Source organism: Bradyrhizobium sp., from assembly GCF_035484855.1.
GTDB lineage: Bacteria > Pseudomonadota > Alphaproteobacteria > Rhizobiales > Xanthobacteraceae > Bradyrhizobium.
This window is the reverse complement of record NZ_DATHOP010000054.1, coordinates 38,298-55,682: the sequence shown is the minus strand read 5'-3', so window position 1 is coordinate 55,682 and position 17,385 is coordinate 38,298. Positions and strand designations below refer to the sequence as shown.

Below are 17,385 nucleotides of genomic sequence, written 5' to 3'. Positions count from 1 at the left end.
GTAGTGGTAGAGCGCACACGCGTTAGCAGGTCACACCGGAATCACCCGGCATTCCCCACGCAATGGTTTACGGATTATGGGCGCGCTCTCCCCGGTGCTCGGGCTCTTTGGCCACCGTCACCCCTGAGAAGCTTGCTTCTCACGAACTTGACACCAGCGTCGAGGTGCCAGGACCACGCGTCTTTTCCGTCCGCGGTCTGCGCCATTCGTCAAAGGCGCATCCGCGTCCACCGCATCCCGCCCCGCGTCGTTGACGTTGCGCAACGCCCCTTTGGTGGGGCGGGACGGGGAGCAATATAGGGTATTCAGAATATTCTGAAAAGAAGAATATTTTTTCGCGCAAGGCTTGACAGCAGAAGGCGGACGGTCCAGGCGGACAAGCCAGGTGATTTGCCCGTCGGGTCACGATTGCAGGAGCTATTCGCGAAAACCGTCGCGGTTGTCGAAGCGGGATTGCTGCGTACCCAACCGCGATGACAATCCCCATATAGCGGCGGGGCCGTCGAGAAGGGAAAGTCATGCGCTGGTTTCTGGGAGGCCTGGCCGCGTTCGCCATCGCGCTCGTGATCTATGTCGGGTCGGCCATCCTGTCGTTGAACGGTTTGGTCGAGGCGGTCCGCGCCGGCGATGGCGCCGCGATCCTGTCGCGAACGGACCTGCCGCGGCTGCGGCATTCGCTGGTCGACCAGATCGTCTTCGCCTATCTGAAGCGCGTCGGTCGGGACCGGCCGGTGAAGCCGATGGAACGGCTGGTCGCCTCGACCTATGGCGCCACCATCGCCGACGCCATGGTGGGGAAAATGCTGACCGCGGACAATCTCACGCAGATCCTGCGGGACGGCCGGGTTGCGGTCGGCGAGACCGACGTCAACCTGCAGCGGTTGAGCGACCTCGATGCCAGCGGGGTCTTGCAGAAGATCGGCCGCCTGTCGTTCGTCAAACCGGTCGAATTTCAGGTCCGGCTCGGCGATGGCGATGACGCCGGCGGGATCAGCCTTCACTTCGAGGGCTTTGGATGGAAGCTCTCGGGCGTGCAATTGCCGGCTGCGGCCATCGAAGCCCTCGTGCAGCGCCTGTCGGACAAGAACGGCCGGTAGCGGTAGCCCCGCGGCTCCAGGGTCCGAAAGGACACACTGTCGAAAAAAACTCCGATAGAAGCGGGCCGGAACCTTGCTCCCTCGCCCTGGCGGGCGGTACACCGGATTGGTTGGGTGGGGGATATAAGCAGCCATGATCGTCTGCTCGTGCAATATCCTGAGCGATCAGGACGTTCGCGCCATTGCGAGCAATCCCGCCTACGTGCCGCCTCGCGTGGCCGAGATCTACGACCGCCTGGGCTGCAGCGCGGAATGCGGGCGGTGCGCCCGGACCATCAAGACGATCATCGAGGAAGCCACCGCCTCGACTTTGCCTGTCGATTTCTGACAGGACCGCGACGGCGGCGTTGCCGGCGGCGCGGCAGGCGAGACCACGATCCCGCAGATTTGAACGAGCGTGAGGCCGCGACCGCTTGGGGACCGAGGCCGCCGTACGCACATCTTTCGTCGATGGCGCTTGCGGGAGCAAAAGCGATGCGATCTGTCCTGGCCTTGGTCCTGGTCCTGGGCCTGTTGATCACTTGCAGCGCTTCCGCGGACGCCGCGACGATGCATCGCTTCAAATCGCCGGCGCGCGCGCACCGCGGCGTTGTGGTCGCTCCCGGCCAACGCGTCACGGCGCCAGCGAGTTTCGCCCTTCCCGGTTGGACCGACGAACAGACCCGGGAGTGGCTGGACAACGCCAGCCGCGGCTCTCACGAAGGCTGATAGATGGCGCGCGATCGGCAAACGTTCATTTGATGTTTGTCTCTGCCGCGATCAGCTCTTTGCCCTCCGCGGTGCTGATCGTCAGTTGCACCCGTTCGCCGCTATGGCCTTCGGCAATCGGCGCGGAAATGCGATTTCCGCCGCCCGGGTCGGCCGTCACGGCCTTGTCGAACAATACCGTCTCGCCGCGTTTCAGCGTGACGCGCAGTGGTGTGGCCGGTTCGATGCTGAAGAACTGAAGGTTCACGCCGGACGCCTCGGCCACGAGATTGATCAGGATGTTCTGGTTCGCGTCCGTCACGTTGCTCATGCCGACCGTCGGACTGTAGGTTTCCGCAATCGACACTTCGCCCCGTGCGGGAAAGCTGGCGCTGTGGAAAAACTGGTCCGACATGCCGGCCCACAATTCGACGTAAGGCTGCGCCGGATTCGGGTCCTTGCGCGGGTCGGTTGCGTTCGCCATCGACGGAAATCCCCAGGTCCACATTTTCAGGCCGGGCGTGACCGCATTGTCGGCGATGCGGATGATCCCCTCTTCGTTGTCGTGGTTGATCACCCCCCAGAACCTCCCACCGCCCATGTCCGGCGCGGCGTAGGCGATGCCCGCCACGGGCCAGTTCCTGAAGTAGCGCAGGTTTTCGAAACGGCTCCGGCCCGGACCGAGACTCGCGTCGCCTTCGGCGAGGGTAGCCGACCAGCGGGGCGTGGTGTAGGCCTCGATCGGCGCGATGATTTCGGCGCCGCCGGTCGCCTTCGGATTGTTCGGATCCGATCCCGGCGCCAGCGTCGTGCAGGTCCAGTACTCGTAGTCGATCGCCCGGGCTTGCGGATTTTTCAGCACCACGCGCGTATCGAGCGCGGCGCGATCGGCCTTCAGCGTGACATAGGTGGTGGCTTCGATCCCGGTCGAGCCCGGTCTGAACCTCGGCGGCGCCACGCTATAGGCGAAATCGTCCTTCAGCGACATCGCCACCGTCACCTCATCGGCGCTCTGCTTGACCACCCTGAACTCCCACGGTTTTAGCCAGGTCTTGCCGTGCTCGGCATCCGGGAAGGTCGGGAAGATGCCGCCATACACCATCATCCAGTCGTAGTAGAACGTGCCGCCCTTCATCCCGTAAGGCACGCCGACCTGGTTGCGATAAAGCTGTTCATGGCCGGTCGGCTTGTAGATGATGGAAAGAATCCGCCCGCCGAATTCGGGCAACAGCGTCGCCTTCAGATAGCTGTTCTCGAGCACGTAGCCCTTGAACGCGCGATCGACGATGGTGTTCGCGTCGAGCGAGCCCGAGACGAATCCGTTCTCCGCATCAACGGCGTATTTGACGGTGTTCCACTTGATCGTCGATTCGCTGAGGGACACCCGGTCGGATACGGCCGCCGCATGCGCGACCGCCTGAAACGCACCGACCGCCGAAACCAGGGCAACCGCGATACGGACGCGGGCGGGCCGGGGAACATCCATAGCCATGTGCTTCGCCTTCGCACGAGCGGGGTCGATCTTCAGGCAAATATCAAATGGCTGGAGGAAATGGCGAAGAATCTGGCCGCAGGATGGGTCGGGCCTTCGCGAAACCCATCACTTTGGCGAGCGTCCTTGGCTGCTTGATGGGTTTCGCGAAGAACTCAGCCCATCCTGCAAGCTAGATCGTCATCAAGAAGCTCTCGACGGCCTCGCAGGAGACGCAACTGTAGGTCATCAGTTCGAGCCGTGTGCTGCGAGGCTCCGAAAGGACCAGCCTCATTTGCGCGCCGCATCTCACGCACGGCATTTCCGTCACCCGGAAGTGGACGCAGGTGGGGGTGGGTCGGGGTGGCTGCAGCATGTTAACCTCGCGCGATCATCAGAGGACACGCAACGCCTACCAACGTCTTGATTCTGCCAGATTCGAGACAGGTTTCAAACCCCAGGGTCTCACGATGGGTTTGGAGAAGGGCTCAATCCGTCCAGCGAGCGGTTAGTACCGGTTGTGAGCAATTATGCTTTATGACATACTTGTTCATAACCGGAGTAATTTCATGGCCGACATCGAGCGCGTCACCATCGCCTTGCCCGAACCCATGGCCGCATCCGTCCGCGCGGCGGTTGAGGCCGGCGAATACGCTTCCACCAGCGAAGTGTTTCGCGATGCCCTTCGCCTTTGGGAGGCCCGTCGCGAGCTGCGTGCCCGCGACGCCGAGGAACTGCGTCGCCGCTGGGATGCCGGCAAGGCCAGCGGCCTAGCGGGCGAAATCGCCATCCGCGACTTGATTGCCGACGAGAAAACCAAAAAAGCCCGGCGCCGTTGATCCGCATCGTCTAAACCCGCCGGGCCGAGGACGAGTTGCGCGCCATTTGGCGCTACATCGCCGAGGAGAATGACAACGAACCGGCCGCCGACCGAATTTTGCTGGCTATCAGCGAAAAAATTGAATTGCTGCGCGACCACCCCCGGCTTGGTCCGCGCCGTCCCGATATCGCCCGTGGCGCCCGGCTGCTGATCGAGGGACATTTTCTGATACTCTATGAAATGCACCCCGACACGGCCGATGGCCCAGTCGAGGCCGTGGAGATTGTCAGCATCGTTGATGGCCGCCGCGATCTGACCGAGTTGTTCTAAGCCGACCCGCGCGTTCGGCGTCTCGTCGCACAGCTCGACCCTGCTAACGACGCGTGGCAATTCCGGTCGTCATGGATTGATCGGGCAGCTTCCCGGCGTATCGCAGGGCGCAGGCGTGGATCGTGTAGTGGCGTTGATGTCGCTGGAAGGCGAACTTTCCACACCATTCACGACCGCCGAGACATGCCAGCGATAGCTGGTTTGCGGCTTCAGCCCGGAATCGCCGAAACTATATCCTGCAACATCTCCCACCGCCGTGAACGGACCGTCCGCCTCGGCGCGCTGGACGTGATAGGTCGTGGCTCCCGCCGCCGGCGTCCAGGCGACGTCGGCAGCGGTATCGGACATATCGATCACCGCGAGGCCCACCGGCGCCGTTGCCGGCGGCGCGGCGGGAGGGGTCGCAGGCGTCGCGTGCGCGGTCAGCGCATCCAGCATGGCCTTGATCGCCATGATCTGCGGTCCGGATTTCGTCACGTAATCATCGGTGTGATCGACATAGCTCCACCAGTCCCAGCAGGCCTGCGGATTGGACGAGCTCGCTTGCGTTTGCGGATAGAGCACGATGAGATGGTTGGTGTCGGCCCACGCATTGTAGCCGGTGTCCTCGACAAAGCGCCGGCCTACGCCGGCTTCGCCCGTATCCTGCGCGCAGCCGTGCAGGGCGATATGGACGCGGCAGGGCTCGCCGCGCGCGCATGCGTCCGGAACATAAACGTAGCCGGTATCGCCGAGGCTCAATTCACTCGCGTCCTTCGGCCTGGTGTAGACGGATTGATCGAAGGACAGCAGTTTGCCGCCAAGCTGGCCGCGATTGGGCTGGTTCAGCGCGCCATAAATATGTTGCAGCAGAATACCGGCCTGATCGTAATCATCGCAGCGATCGATGAAGGGGCTCTCATTGGCGTTGCAGTCCTTCAGGCCGTCGCCTTGCTGGTCCTGCCGGACGACCAGCGAATGGCCGGCTCCAACCGTGGTTTGATAGAACAGGTTGCCGACGGCGTCGCCGAGATAGTGGCGATAGAAATCGGCCGCCACGTCCGTCGAGGCCCTGGCCACGATTTTATCGTTGGTGCCGTGGAACAGGTAGATTTTCTGCCGGGCGATGTTTGCAAGTGGATCGATGTCGCCGGACTTGGCCTCGTCATCCGCCTTGCCGGTGAAATCACCAAGCTGCAGGTCCGACGGCGGCCGTCCCGTCATGCAGGAGCCCAAGGCGCGCGCGATCGGGCCCGAAAACCAGGTGACGGCGTCATCGATATCGGCCTCGGCGCACCAATAGGGGCCGCCGGCGATCACGCCGACACCTTTGATCACCGAGGACCATGCGGTGCCGAACTGGATGGCCATGAAGGCGCCCGACGAAATGCCGGATATCGAGCTTTCGCCGATGGCGGCATTATAGGCAGGCAGCTCGGCGGCAAGCGCCGAGCTTGCGATGGCGATCGCCGCTGTCAGCGCGGCGACGGTCCAGCGCAGGATGCGGATGCACATGAAAGCCTCTCATTCCCCGTCGGTTGCGGGCATGCCGAAGTCGGGACATTCAAGACCCATGCCATCATGAGAAATGGCCTGTACGCCTAAACCCATGGTTGAAATGTGACCCCGAACCGGTGCGCGGGGGCGGCGAGGTCGTAGCCGCTTTCTCAATCGGCCTCGTCCCCGGACAGGCTGTAAAGGTAATTCGTATCCAGCGGCTCGATGCCGCTGAGGTCGATCGCCTCCTCGGCCAGCACGCGCCGCGCGATCCGGAACATGCTGGTGCCGGTGGCGATTCCGCAATACTGCGCGATGTGCAGCAGCAGTTCCCGCAACTGCTCCAGCGGGACCCTGGTCCGCAACAGCGCCACGCGGAAATGCAGCTCGAACTCGTGCATCTGTCCGGATGCCGCCAGCATGGCGAGATTGACCAGGCTGAGTTGCTGCGGCGGAATGATGTTGCGCGACCACGTTCCGGCCCAGTTGATGTTGGTCACATACATCTGCCAGGCGCGATCGAACTCGGTGGCGTTTTGGCTGTTGCCGTCGACCCATTCGTCGCCCAGGACTTCTCTTCGGGTCTTCGCCCCGGCCGCTGACATCAATGACTTCATCACGGTAGTCCTCCAGGTTGAACGGTTGGTTCTGCCGGCGTCTACTCTAATCGATCGAAATATGCGCCTCGCGCGCGACCTTGATCCAGCGTTCGGTTTCCATGCGCATCAGCTCTCCGAATTGCTGCGGGGTCATGGTTGCGGCCTCGGCGCCCTCATTGGCGAGCGGCGTGATGAGCTCGGGCGAGGCCAGCATCTTGCCGATCTGGGCGTTGAGCGCGTTGACGACGTCGGCCGGCATCCCGGCCGGACCGACGATGCCCCACCAGGACGACAGGTCGAAACCTGTGAGGCCCGCCTCGTCCAGCGTCGGCACGTCCGGCAGCAGCGGCGTTCGCTTGACGCTCGTCACCGCCAGCGCGTTGGCCTTGCCGGATTGCGCGAGCTGCAGCACCTGCGGCAGGCTGGATACGTAGACGTCGACATGGCCGCCGATCAGATCGTTGAGCGCCGGCGCACCGCCCCGATAGGGTACGTGCATCAGCTTCACGCCGGCCGACAGCGCAATCAGCTCGGCCGCAATCTGGTTGATGCTGCCGGGACCTGCCGAGGCGTAGGTGATCTGGCCCGGTCTGCTCTTCGCCAGCGCAATCAATTCTTTCGCCGATTTCACCGCCAGACTGGTCGAGGCGACGAGCAGCAGCGGCGAGCGGGCGATGAAGGCGACCGGCGCAAAATCCCTTGTCGTGTCGAACGGCATGCTCTTGCGGATCGCGGGGTTGATCGTGAAGGTCGACGACACCAGCAGCAGCGTGTAACCGTCCGGTGCTGCCGCGGCGACGTCGGAAGAGCCGATCAGGCCGCCGGCGCCGGACCGGTTTTCGACCACCACCGGCTGACCCCATGCCTCGGTGAGCTTCTTGCCGATGGCGCGGCCGATGATGTCGTTGGAACCACCTGCCGCGAACGGAATGACCAGCGTGATCGGCTTGGACGGATAGGTCTGCGCCGATGCCGCCGGGTTTGCGAGCACAAGGGCCGCGGCAAGCCAGGCTGCAGTCTTGATCATGATGCGTTTCTCCCTGTGACCTGTCGCAAGCGGCCCGCTACATCCCATCCAGCGTGTGAACCCAGGGCTCCGGGATCAGCGCATAGGCGCCGCCCTGCCGCACCAGGTGGGAGAAAGACGGGAAATGCAGGTGCATCCCGGCGACCAGGATGCCGTCGGTGGCGACGCGATCGAACATGCGCTTGCGGGCGGCTGCGGCCGCCGCAAGATCGGTATCGAAGGCCATGCCGGCTTCGGGCAGCGCGGTCTGCACTTCCGGCACGTGCACGGTGTCGCCCCAGATCATCAGCTGCTCGTCGCCCGAGGCGATCAGAAACGCGGTGTGGCCCGGCGTATGCCCTGTGCTCGGCACCGCGGTGACGCCGGGAAACACCTCGCCTTGCGTGAACAGCCGCGTGCGATCCCTGTAGGGCTCGACCTGCTCGCGGCCGGCGAGGAAATACAGTTTTTTCGAACGCTCGTCCGCCTTCGCCATCGCGCCGTCATCGAACCAGTGTTTCGGCTCGTTCTCGTGCATCACCAGTTCCGCGTTCGGAAACAGCCGCTCGCCGTTCGACATGTCGGTCAGGCCGGCGGAGTGATCCGGATGCATATGGGTCAGCAGCACGGTGTCGATCGACTTCGCGTCGACGCCGGCGGCGGCGAGATTGCGCTGCACGAAGCCGGCGGTGGGCAGCAAATAATTGCCCGATCCGGTGTCGACGATGGCGCTACGCCCCTTGGAATGAATCACGAAAGCGTTGACATTGGTTCGCCGCGCCGGCCGGAACGCATCGCGCAACAACCGGCGCGCCTGTTCGACATCGACATTGCGCATCACGTCGAGGTTGCCGTCGAGATAGCCGTCGCTGATGGCGGTGACGACGATATCGCCGATCTGGCGATGGTAGACGCCGGGAATCTGCTGTGCGGGCTGCGCTGTCATGGGGGAAGACCTTGGGTCAGGAGAGACGGGATGAGGTTCGATTATGCGCCGACCGTCTGGAGAAATTCGCCGATGGCGTCGGCGATCAGCTCCGGCGTCTGCACCGACATGTAATGTCCGGTGCGGAGTTCGATATAGCGCGCGCCGGGGATGGATTTCGCGGTGGCTTCCGCGAGCGGCGGCGGACGCACGCGATCGAGGCTGCCGCCGATCACCAGCACGGGGCAACGCAGTCCGCCCAGTTCGTCCTGCATGTCGAGGCCTGCCAGCATCCGCCAGATCGTCGCATAGCTTGCGGGGTCGTTGCCGAGCCATCGCGCCCGGTAGCGCTCGAAGCGCTTGATGTCGCCGCGAAGCTCCGGGGCATAGCCGTTGCGCATGGAATCCTCCACCGCGAAGGCCATGCCGGCGGCCTCGATCCTGGCGACGCGATCGAGCGCCGCAGGCCGCCGCTCCGGCGCGACGCCGGTCGCGGGACTGCCGACCACCACCGCGCTGGTGCGCTCGGGGTATCGCGCGGCGAAATGCAGCGCGATCGCGCCGCCGACGGCGATGCCGGCCAGCGCGACCGGGCCTTCGATTTTGAGCGCATCGAGCAGGGCGGCGGTATCGTCGGCCATGGTGTCGATGCCGAGTTCGCCGCGGGCCTTCTGCGACAGTCCGGCGCCACGGGTATCGTAGCGCAGCACGCGGCGGGATTTCGACAAGCGTGGGACGACGTCGTCCCAGCTCTCCAGCGAGCCGCCCATCTCGTGCACCAGCACCAGTGTGCGCTCGCCCTTGCCGCACAACTCGTAGCGCAACGCGACGCCGTCCAGTTCGATGAAATCCATGCGGCGTTTCCGGTTGCCCTGTGTGATTTTCTTGGTTCAGCACCCGTTCGCGGGGTTTTGCCAATCAACCCGGAAATGCGCGATCTGGCAATATTCGTTTTCGAATGGCGGCGGTTGCGTTGACACCGTTCATGCTGGTGCGCGATCCTGCCGTTGCAGCGAAAGATGACGGAAATGACCGACCTGCCCGAGAATGCCAGCCCGCGATCGGTGAGCGAGATCGCCAGCTATCACGCCCATGTCTATTACGATCCGGCGACCACGCGGCCCGAGGCCGAACGGCTGCGCGGATGGATGGGCGAGCGTTTTGCGGTCACGCTCGGGCGCTGGCACGACGTCAAGGTCGGTCCGCACGATCAGGCCATGTATCAGGTGGCGTTTGCCTCGGAGCTGTTTCCGACCCTGGTGCCGTGGCTGATGCTCAACCATGGCAGTTTGAGCGTGCTGGTGCATCCGAACACCAAAAACCCGCGCCGCGATCATCTGGTCAATCCGCTGTGGATCGGCGCGCCGCTCGACGTGCATGGCGAGAAGCTTCCGGAAGAGACCGAGGCGGAGCACGCGCCCGCGCCGAATACGCATCCGCATCACCGTCCCTGATCGTCGCGCCGCCGGCTCCGTCATTGGGCGGCGCGATCCTCACAGTTTCATCGGCGGCCGCGCGGTCATCCTGCCAACCGCCTGCCAGATCGGCGGCAGCAACAGCAGCGCGGCGCCGAGCAGCACCAGGCTCGTCACCAGCGTGTTGCTGAAAAATATCGAAAGCGACCCCCGCGACATCAGCATCGACTGGCGGAAGGCATCTTCCGCCTTGTCGCCGATCACGATGGCGAGCACCATCGGCGCCAGCGGATAATGCAGCTTCTCGAACAGATATCCCAGCACGCCAAAACCCATCATCATCACGACGTCGAGATAGGAATTGGAAACCGAATAGGCGCCGACCGTGCAGATGATCACGATCAGCGGCGCGATGATGAAGAACGGCACCCGCATCAGGGCGGCAAAGATCGGCACGGTGAGCAGCACCAGGATCACGGCTACGACGTTGCCGAGATACATCGAGGCGATCAGGCCCCAGACGAAATCCTTTTGCTCGATGAACAGCATCGGTCCGGGATTGAGGCCCCAGATCATCAGCCCGCCCATCATGACGGCGGCGGTGGCGGAGCCGGGAATGCCGAGCGCCAGCATCGGCAGCAGCGCGCTGGTGCCGGCGGCATGGTCGGCGGTTTCCGGCGCGATGATGCCTTCCGGCTCGCCCTTGCCGAAATTGGCGCGACGCGGCGACAGCCGCTTGGCGATGCCGTAGCTCATGAAGGACGCCGCGGTCGGTCCGCCGGGCGTGATGCCCATCCAGCAGCCGATCGCGGCGCTGCGCAACAGCACCCAGCCATAGCGCGGCAGATGCGCGAGCGTGCGGAATACCTCGCGCCACTCGACCTTGGAGGAGATCGCCTTGACGTGAAACTCGTCCTCCACCGCGATCAGCAATTCGCCGATGCCGAACAGGCCCATCACCGCGACCACGAAACTGATGCCCTTCACCAGCTCGTCGATGCCCATGGTGAGCCGCACGCTGCCGGAGACCGTGTCGATGCCGACCGCCGCCAATGCAAAGCCGATCGAAAGCGACACCAGCGTCTTGACCGGCGGCGAGCCGCCCATGCCGACGAAGCTGGCGAACGCCAGAAAGTACACCGCGAAATATTCCGGCGGCCCGAACGCCAGCGCCACCTTCGCAACCCAGGACGCCGACAGCGTGATCAGCACGACGCCGGCGAGCGCGCCGATGGCGGCCGAACCGAACGCGGTGGCCAGCGCCGTGGTCGGCCTGCCGTCGCGCGCCATCGGATAACCGTCGAACGTGGTCGCGACCGAGGAGGGCTCGCCGGGGATGTTGAACAGGATCGAGGTGACCGAGCCGCCGAACAACGCGCCCCAATACATGCTCGAGAGCAGGATGATGGCCGATACCGGCTGCATGCCGAAGGTCAGCGGCAGCAGCAGCGACACCCCGTTGGGCGCGCCGAGGCCGGGCAAGACGCCGACCAGGATGCCGAGAAGCACGCCGATCAGCATCAGGAAGATATGATTGCCTGACAGCGCGATGCCAAAACCGTGCATCAGGGCTTCGAGATTTTCCAACGCATTCCCCTCAGAAACCGAAGAAATCGCCGAGCACGCCGCGCGGCAACGAGATCTGGAACATCAGCTCGAAGGTCAGATAGAGCGCGACCGCGGTACCGATCGCGGCGACGGCCGAGAACAAAAACGAGCCGCGCTTGTGCCAGGCCAGCGCGCCGAACACATAGATCGCCGAGGCGACATACATTCCGATCAAGGGAATGACGCCGACATAGACGGCGGCCGGGACGAACAGCGCTGCCAACCGTTTCAGCTCGTTCGCCCGCAGGATCACATCGCGCGCCTGCAGCCAGCCCTGCACCAGATTGAACAGGCTTCCGCTCAGGATGATCAGGCCGACGATGAACGGAAAGGTGCCGGCGTCGACGCCGCCTTCGCCCCAGCCGATGCCGTTATCCAGGCTGGAGACGACGACGGCGAGGCCGAACGCGCCGGTGAGGAGCGCGGTCGCCGTTTCAAGGCTGCGTCCGGAGACCATGACCGGACTCTAGTGCGAAACCAGCCAGCCCTGGTCGGCCGCGATCTTGTGGTTGCGCTCGATGTCCTCGTTGATGAATTTGGTGAGGGCCTCGCCCGTCAGGAAGGTGTCGACCTGCGAGGTCCGCTCGACATATTCCTTCCATTCCGGCGTGGCCTGCACCTTCTTCATCAGGTCGACGTAGAACGCGGCCTGTTCGTCGGTGACCTTGCCCGGCAGCCACACCGTGCGCGGCTGTTCGAATTGCGGAATGTCGAGGCCACTTTCGACGCAGGTCGGGATATCGTGCCAGTTCTGCGTTTCCGTGACCTTCGGGCCGTCCGGAAGGCGTTTTGGGCTGAAGGCGCACAGCGGGCGCTGGGTCGAGCCCTTCCACTGTCCGATGCTTTCGCTGGGATTGTTGACGTGGGAATCGATATGGCCGCCGGCCAGTTGCACGGCCGCTTCCGCGCCGCTCTTGAAGGGAATGTAGGTGAACTTGACATTGGCGGCCTTGTCGATCAGGCGGGTCAGGACTTCGTCGGTGTCCTTGGACTGCGCGCCGCCCATCTTGAAATCGCCTGATGGTTTCGCGGCGACCGCCTTGAGATAGTCCTGCACGGTCTGATACGGCGCGTCCTGCTTGACCCATAGCAGGAACTCGTCCTGCACCATGGCGGCGATCGGCGTCAGGTCGGTGTAGTTATAGGCCACCTTCGACACCATCGGCTGGGTCCAGGCATTCGAGGTCCCGAACACGATCTTGTAGGGATCGCCGGCCATCGCCTTGGTGTAGGTGTAGCCTTCGGCGCCGCTGCCGCCGCCCTTGTTGGTGACGACGATCGGCTGATCGATCAATTTGTGCCTGGTGATGATGCCCTGCACCGCGCGTGCGAAATTATCGGTGCCGCCTCCCGGGCCGGCGGTGGCGATGAATTCGATCGGCTTGGTCGGTTGCCACGCGGCGTCCGCCGCCGCCGGCAAACCGGCTGCCAGACCGAAAGCGATGGCTGCGAATTTCGTCTTCAAAGACATCAGGTCCTCCCGTTGATTTTATTCTTGTCGATTTTTTCTTGAAGCTTTCGGTCTTTGATTAGCCGGTCTTTTCCTTGAGGACGCCCGCGGGAGCTACCGCTCCTTCCTGCCGAAGTGCGGCGATCTCCGCGGCGTCGAAACCATAAGCGCTCAACACCTCGTCGCTGTGCTCGCCATAGAGCGGCGCGCCGCTTCGCACCCCGCCGGGTGTCGCCGAGAATTTGATCGGCAATCCCATGGTCTTGACCTTGCCGAGCGATGAATGCCCGACTTCGACCACCATGTCGCGGGCAATCGTCTGCGGATCGCTCAATGCCTGCAGCATGTCGTTGACCGGCCCGCAGGGGACGTCTGCTTGTTCAAGCGCAGCCAGCCAGTGTTCCGCGGTTTGGGTTCGGAATCGCGCGGACAGCAGGGCTTCCAGTTCCTTCAGATGCGCCATCCGGTCGCCGCCGGTTTTGAATCGTGGATCGCTTGCCAGTTCCGGAATGCCCAATACCTCGAGCGTCCGCATCCAGTGCTTCTGGTTGGCGCCGCCGACCACGATCCATTTGTCGGACGCCTCGAAGGCCTGGTAGGGCGCATTCAGCGGATGGGCCGAACCCATGGCTTTCGGTGCCACGCCGGTCGCCAGCGCAATCGCCGCCTGCCAATAGGTCTGCACCAGGGCGGCCTCGAACAGCGAGGTTTCCACCCACTGGCCCTGACCGGTTTTCAGGCGATGGGTGTAGGCGGCGACGATGCCGAGCGCGGCGAGAATCCCGGCGGTGATGTCCGACAGCGGGGAACCGCATTTCACCGGCGGCCCGTCAGGCCGCTCCCCGGTAAAACTCATGATCCCGGACATCGCCTGCGCCACCAGGTCAAATCCGCGGCGATGCTTGTAGGGCCCGGTCCGTCCGAAGCCGGACAGCGAGCAATAGATTAGGGCAGGGTGATCCTTTGCGAGGTCGGCGTAAGCGAAGCCGAGCTTCTCCATCACGCCGGGGCCGAAATTCTCCACCAGCACGTCGGCCTTTGCGATCAGGCGCCGCAGCACTTTGGCGCCGCCCGGCTTCTTCAGGTCGAGCGCGATGCCCTTCTTGTTGCGGTTCATCATCAGGAATGACGCCGCCTGGTCGCCGATCTTGGGAGGCACCATGTAGCGGGTGTCGTCGCCGGCCGGGATCTTCTCGATCTTGATGACCTCGGCGCCCATGTCGGCGAGCATCAGCGTACAGGTCGGACCGGCCATCACATGCGTCAGGTCGACAACCTTCAATCCGGTCAGAGGCCCCATGGTTTCTCCCGCGGTTTTTTTATGGGACAGGTTCTGAATGCAAAAGCCGGCTTCCGCAAGGCCCGATTCGTCGAACTCGTCATTTCCTGACGCAGCGGCTATTTCCACAGCAACGTCGCGCCTGTATTGTCGCCGAGAACACCGGCCTCATCGGTGAATGAAGCTCCATAACGCGCGGTGGAAAATTGTCCGAAACTCCCGAATTCGACTACGTCATCGTCGGCGCCGGTTCGGCCGGCTGCGTGCTGGCCAACCGGCTGAGTGCTGACGGCAAACATTCGGTGCTGCTGCTCGAAGCGGGACCAAGGGACACCAATCCCTGGATCCATATTCCACTCGGCTATGGCCGGCTGTTCAAGGAAAAGACCGTCAACTGGATGTACCAGACCGAGCCCGAGCCGGGGCTCAACGGACGGAGTGTGTTCCAGCCGCGCGGAAAAACGCTGGGCGGATCGAGCTCCATCAACGGCCTGCTCTATGTACGCGGCCAGCACGAGGATTACGACCGCTGGCGCCAGCGCGGCAATGTCGGCTGGGGTTTTGACGACGTGCTGCCCTATTTCAAGAAGGCCGAGAACCAGGTACGCGGCGCCGACGATTTCCATGGCGTCGGCGGCCCGCAGCCGGTATCCGAATTGAGTGACGCCGATCCGCTGTCGGCGGCCTTCATCGAGGCCGCGGTGGAAACCGGCATTCCCAGGAATCCCGATTTCAATGGCGCCACCCAGGAAGGCGCGGGCTTCTTCCAGACCACGACCCGCTACGGCAGGCGCGCGAGCACGGCCGTGTCGTATCTGCGGCCGGCGCTGGGACGAAAGAATCTGCAGGTCGAAACCTCGGCGCTGGCGCAGCGCATTCTGTTCGAGGGACGCCGCGCGGTCGGTGTCGAATATCGCAGGGAAGGCGTCTTGCGCACGGCGCGGGCGCGCCGGGAAATCCTGGTTTGCAGCGGCGCCTATAACTCGCCGCAATTGCTGCAGCTCTCGGGCGTCGGCCCGGCGGAGTTGCTGCGCCAGCACGGCATCGATGTGGTGCTGCATGCCGAGGGCGTCGGCCGCGATCTGCAGGATCACATGCAGGTGCGGATCGTCATGCGTTGCACGAAACCGATCACGCTCAACGACGTCGTCCACAGCCCCGCGCGAAAAATCCTTGCCGGCCTGCGCTATGCCGCGTTCCGCGACGGCCCGCTATCGATCGCCGCCGGCACCTCGGGCGCCTTCTTCAAGACCAATCCGCGGCTAGCCACGCCCGATATCCAGATTCACTTCCTGCCGTTCTCGACCGACAAGATGGGCGAGAAGCTGCATCCGTTTTCCGGATTTACCGCATCCGTCTGCCAGTTGCGCCCCGAGAGCCGCGGCTCGCTGCGCATCCGCAGTGCCGACCCCGCGGCGGCGCCGGAAATCCGCATCAACTATCTCGCAACCGAGACCGATCGCACCGCCAATGTCGAAGGCCTGAAGATTTTGCGAAAGATATTGCACGCGCCGGCGCTCGCGCCGTTCGTGGTCGAGGAGGTCGATCCCGGCAAGAAAGTCTCGACCGATGAGGAATGGCTGGCCTATTGCCGAGCGCGCGGCAGCACGATCTACCATCCGACCTCGACATGCCGGATGGGAAGCGATCCGCTTGCGGTGGTCGATCAAAGCTTGCGCGTTCGCGGCATCGAGGCCTTGCGCGTGGTCGACGGCTCGGTGATGCCGGACCTGGTGTCCGGCAATACCAACGCGCCGATCATCATGATCGCCGAAAAGGCCTCCGACCTGATTCTAGGGATCGCTAGTTAGCCGCTCCCGGGCGAACTCAGAAGGCGCTTTTGTAGCGCGAGAGCGCGACGGGGCTGCCATAGACCCACATCGGCTCGCCGCACTGGCTCGGGCCCTGATCGGTCGTGCAGGCGTCGCTCCAGGAGGGCGCTGCGACCTCGCGGCCCTCGGTTTGATATGGCCGCGCCGGCGCCACGCTTCGCTCGCCTTGCGCCTGGGCCGCCAACGGCATCGCCAGCGACAACGCAAACGGCAACACCGTCAGGAACTGATAAATCTTCATGGTTTGGCTCCTTGATTGTGACCTCTCGCTGAGGCATCAGTTGCTGTATCGGAGATGGGGGCCGAAAATTCCCCGACCATTAAATTGGAATTCGCAAAGCTAAATTCGGGTTTAGCAAAGGTCTGGATCGCCGCGATCACCGCGCGGTGAAGGAAACGTGAATGGCGGCAATTCAATTGAGGATCGGCACGCGCAAAAGCGTGATGGCGCTGGCCCAGACCGGGGAAATTGCCAGGTGCCTGACCGCGGCCGTTCCCGGTCTCGATGTCGAGATCGTGAAGTTCGAAACGTCAGGCGATTCGGATCAGGTCGGCAAGCTGTTGCCGCATGGCGGCAAGGGCGGCGCCTTCGTCGCCGAAATCCGCAAGGCGGTGATTTCAGGCGGACTACAGGCGGCGATGCATTCGCTGAAGGACATGCCCGGCAACGAAGACACGCCGGGACTCGTGATCGGCGCGACGCTGTCGCGCGATCCGCCCGGCGATGTGCTGGTGCTGCGCCCGGGTGTCTCGGTCGACGATCTCAGGGCCTCGCGCGGCAGGGGATTCAAGCTCGGCACCAACGCGGTGCGGCGCGCGGCCTATGCGCGGCGGCTGTTCCCCGATATCGAGGTGATCCATTATCGCGGCGCCGCCGACACCCGCGTGCGCAAGCTCGATGGGCTGCAGATGCAGCGGCTGCCCGACGGCGGCGCGGTGGGACCCGCGGACGCGCTGATCATGGCGCGATCCGGGCTCGAACGCATCGGCCTCGCCGGCCGTATCGCCTACGAGTTCTCGATCTCGGAAATGCTGCCGGCGGTCGGCCAGGGCATCGTCGCGGTGGAATGCGCGGCACAGGATTGGCAGACGCGGCGTATCCTGTCTTCAATCGACGACCCCGCCGCGCACGCAAGCGCCGACGCCGAGCGCGAGGTGTTGTGGGTGCTCAACGGCCATTGCAATTCGCCGATCGCGGGATTTTCCACCATCGACGGCGCGCGGATGACGCTGACCGCTTCCGTGCTGGACGAGACCGGCGGCCTGTTCATCGAAGCGACGCGCGCGGGCCCCGCCGACCGGCCGCGCGAGCTTGGCCGCGCGGTCGGGCTCGAACTGCTCGCCAGGGGCGCGGCCGACATCATCGAACGCAGCCGGCCGCAATAGCGGG

The 17,385-nt window shown here is 63.9% G+C and carries 17 protein-coding genes and 2 pseudogenes; 8 read left to right on the top strand and 11 right to left on the bottom strand.

The annotated features are described in order from the left end of the window. Window positions 1–518: 518 nt before the first annotated feature. The 3 genes and pseudogenes from VK804_RS07120 to VK804_RS07110 all read left to right on the top strand — a co-directional run bounded on the left by VK804_RS07120 (window position 519) and on the right by VK804_RS07110 (window position 1,805). Window positions 519–1,097: a DUF2939 domain-containing protein gene (locus VK804_RS07120; protein ID WP_325369307.1), complete on the top strand. Its 579-nt coding sequence runs from the start codon at window positions 519–521 to the stop codon at window positions 1,095–1,097. Window positions 1,098–1,230: 133 nt separating this feature from the next. Then, window positions 1,231–1,395, top strand: a pseudogene (locus VK804_RS07115) ((2Fe-2S)-binding protein); the annotation flags it as partial. A 176-nt stretch (window positions 1,396–1,571) separates the two neighbouring features. Continuing rightward, entirely contained in the window at window positions 1,572–1,805 is a 234-nt protein-coding gene (locus tag VK804_RS07110) for a hypothetical protein (protein ID WP_325369305.1), read from the top strand. A 25-nt stretch (window positions 1,806–1,830) separates the two neighbouring features. On the opposite strand, the gene VK804_RS07105 is transcribed toward VK804_RS07110, so the two are convergent. Next, window positions 1,831–3,276 (bottom strand): DUF5107 domain-containing protein, encoded by a 1,446-nt coding sequence (locus tag VK804_RS07105; RefSeq protein WP_325369303.1) that lies wholly within the window; start codon window positions 3,274–3,276, stop codon window positions 1,831–1,833. Window positions 3,277–3,824: 548 nt separating this feature from the next. On the opposite strand from VK804_RS07105, the gene VK804_RS07100 reads away from it, so the two are divergent. Together VK804_RS07100 and VK804_RS07095 are read left to right on the top strand one after the other, a co-directional pair. After that, a complete protein-coding gene (locus VK804_RS07100; RefSeq protein WP_325369301.1) occupies window positions 3,825–4,094 on the top strand; it encodes a ribbon-helix-helix domain-containing protein in 270 nt (89 codons plus the stop codon). A 26-nt stretch (window positions 4,095–4,120) separates the two neighbouring features. Further along, window positions 4,121–4,405 (top strand): annotated as a pseudogene (locus VK804_RS07095) (type II toxin-antitoxin system RelE/ParE family toxin); the annotation flags it as partial. Window positions 4,406–4,474: 69 nt separating this feature from the next. Here the strand turns inward: VK804_RS07095 and VK804_RS07090 are convergent. The 5 genes from VK804_RS07090 to VK804_RS07070 form a co-directional block, all read right to left on the bottom strand. Beyond that, a complete protein-coding gene (locus tag VK804_RS07090; RefSeq protein ID WP_325369299.1) occupies window positions 4,475–5,899 on the bottom strand; it encodes a fibronectin type III domain-containing protein in 1,425 nt (474 codons plus the stop codon). 152 nt (window positions 5,900–6,051) lie between these two features. Beyond that, window positions 6,052–6,498 carry a carboxymuconolactone decarboxylase family protein gene (locus VK804_RS07085; protein ID WP_325369311.1) on the bottom strand — a complete coding sequence of 149 codons (447 nt, stop codon included), beginning with the start codon at window positions 6,496–6,498 and terminating at the stop codon, window positions 6,052–6,054. Window positions 6,499–6,544: 46 nt separating this feature from the next. Then, entirely contained in the window at window positions 6,545–7,507 is a 963-nt protein-coding gene (locus VK804_RS07080) for a tripartite tricarboxylate transporter substrate binding protein (RefSeq protein ID WP_325369297.1), read from the bottom strand. Between the two features lie 37 nt (window positions 7,508–7,544). After that, window positions 7,545–8,432: an MBL fold metallo-hydrolase gene (locus tag VK804_RS07075; protein WP_325369295.1), complete on the bottom strand. Its 888-nt coding sequence runs from the start codon at window positions 8,430–8,432 to the stop codon at window positions 7,545–7,547. A gap of 41 nt (window positions 8,433–8,473) precedes the next feature. Next, window positions 8,474–9,265: an alpha/beta fold hydrolase gene (locus tag VK804_RS07070; RefSeq protein WP_325369293.1), complete on the bottom strand. Its 792-nt coding sequence runs from the start codon at window positions 9,263–9,265 to the stop codon at window positions 8,474–8,476. 174 nt (window positions 9,266–9,439) lie between these two features. Here VK804_RS07070 and VK804_RS07065 point away from each other — a divergent pair, with 174 nt between their 5' ends. Continuing rightward, the gene (locus VK804_RS07065) at window positions 9,440–9,865 is read left to right on the top strand and encodes a DOPA 4,5-dioxygenase family protein (protein WP_325369291.1); all 426 of its coding nucleotides are present in this window, start codon (window positions 9,440–9,442) and stop codon (window positions 9,863–9,865) included. 39 nt (window positions 9,866–9,904) lie between these two features. Here the strand turns inward: VK804_RS07065 and VK804_RS07060 are convergent, their stop codons facing one another. The 4 genes from VK804_RS07060 to VK804_RS07045 are packed head-to-tail and all read right to left on the bottom strand — an operon-like array spanning window position 9,905 to window position 14,184. Next, window positions 9,905–11,413, bottom strand: coding sequence for a tripartite tricarboxylate transporter permease (locus tag VK804_RS07060; RefSeq protein WP_325369289.1), 1,509 nt, complete (start codon window positions 11,411–11,413; stop codon window positions 9,905–9,907). A gap of 10 nt (window positions 11,414–11,423) precedes the next feature. Next, entirely contained in the window at window positions 11,424–11,891 is a 468-nt protein-coding gene (locus VK804_RS07055) for a tripartite tricarboxylate transporter TctB family protein (protein ID WP_325369287.1), read from the bottom strand. A gap of 9 nt (window positions 11,892–11,900) precedes the next feature. After that, window positions 11,901–12,905 (bottom strand): tripartite tricarboxylate transporter substrate binding protein, encoded by a 1,005-nt coding sequence (locus tag VK804_RS07050; protein WP_325369285.1) that lies wholly within the window; start codon window positions 12,903–12,905, stop codon window positions 11,901–11,903. A 58-nt stretch (window positions 12,906–12,963) separates the two neighbouring features. Next, window positions 12,964–14,184: a CoA transferase gene (locus VK804_RS07045; protein WP_325369283.1), complete on the bottom strand. Its 1,221-nt coding sequence runs from the start codon at window positions 14,182–14,184 to the stop codon at window positions 12,964–12,966. A gap of 185 nt (window positions 14,185–14,369) precedes the next feature. Here VK804_RS07045 and VK804_RS07040 point away from each other — a divergent pair, with 185 nt between their 5' ends. Beyond that, window positions 14,370–15,974 (top strand): choline dehydrogenase, encoded by a 1,605-nt coding sequence (locus VK804_RS07040; RefSeq protein ID WP_325369281.1) that lies wholly within the window; start codon window positions 14,370–14,372, stop codon window positions 15,972–15,974. A gap of 16 nt (window positions 15,975–15,990) precedes the next feature. Here VK804_RS07040 and VK804_RS07035 read toward each other — a convergent pair whose 3' ends face one another. Then, complete coding sequence (locus VK804_RS07035; protein ID WP_325369279.1) at window positions 15,991–16,236, bottom strand: hypothetical protein; 246 nt, start codon at window positions 16,234–16,236, stop codon at window positions 15,991–15,993. Between the two features lie 161 nt (window positions 16,237–16,397). Between VK804_RS07035 and hemC the strand changes: the two genes are divergently transcribed. Continuing rightward, the gene (hemC, locus tag VK804_RS07030) at window positions 16,398–17,381 is read left to right on the top strand and encodes a hydroxymethylbilane synthase (protein WP_325369277.1); all 984 of its coding nucleotides are present in this window, start codon (window positions 16,398–16,400) and stop codon (window positions 17,379–17,381) included. Window positions 17,382–17,385 lie beyond the last annotated feature (4 nt).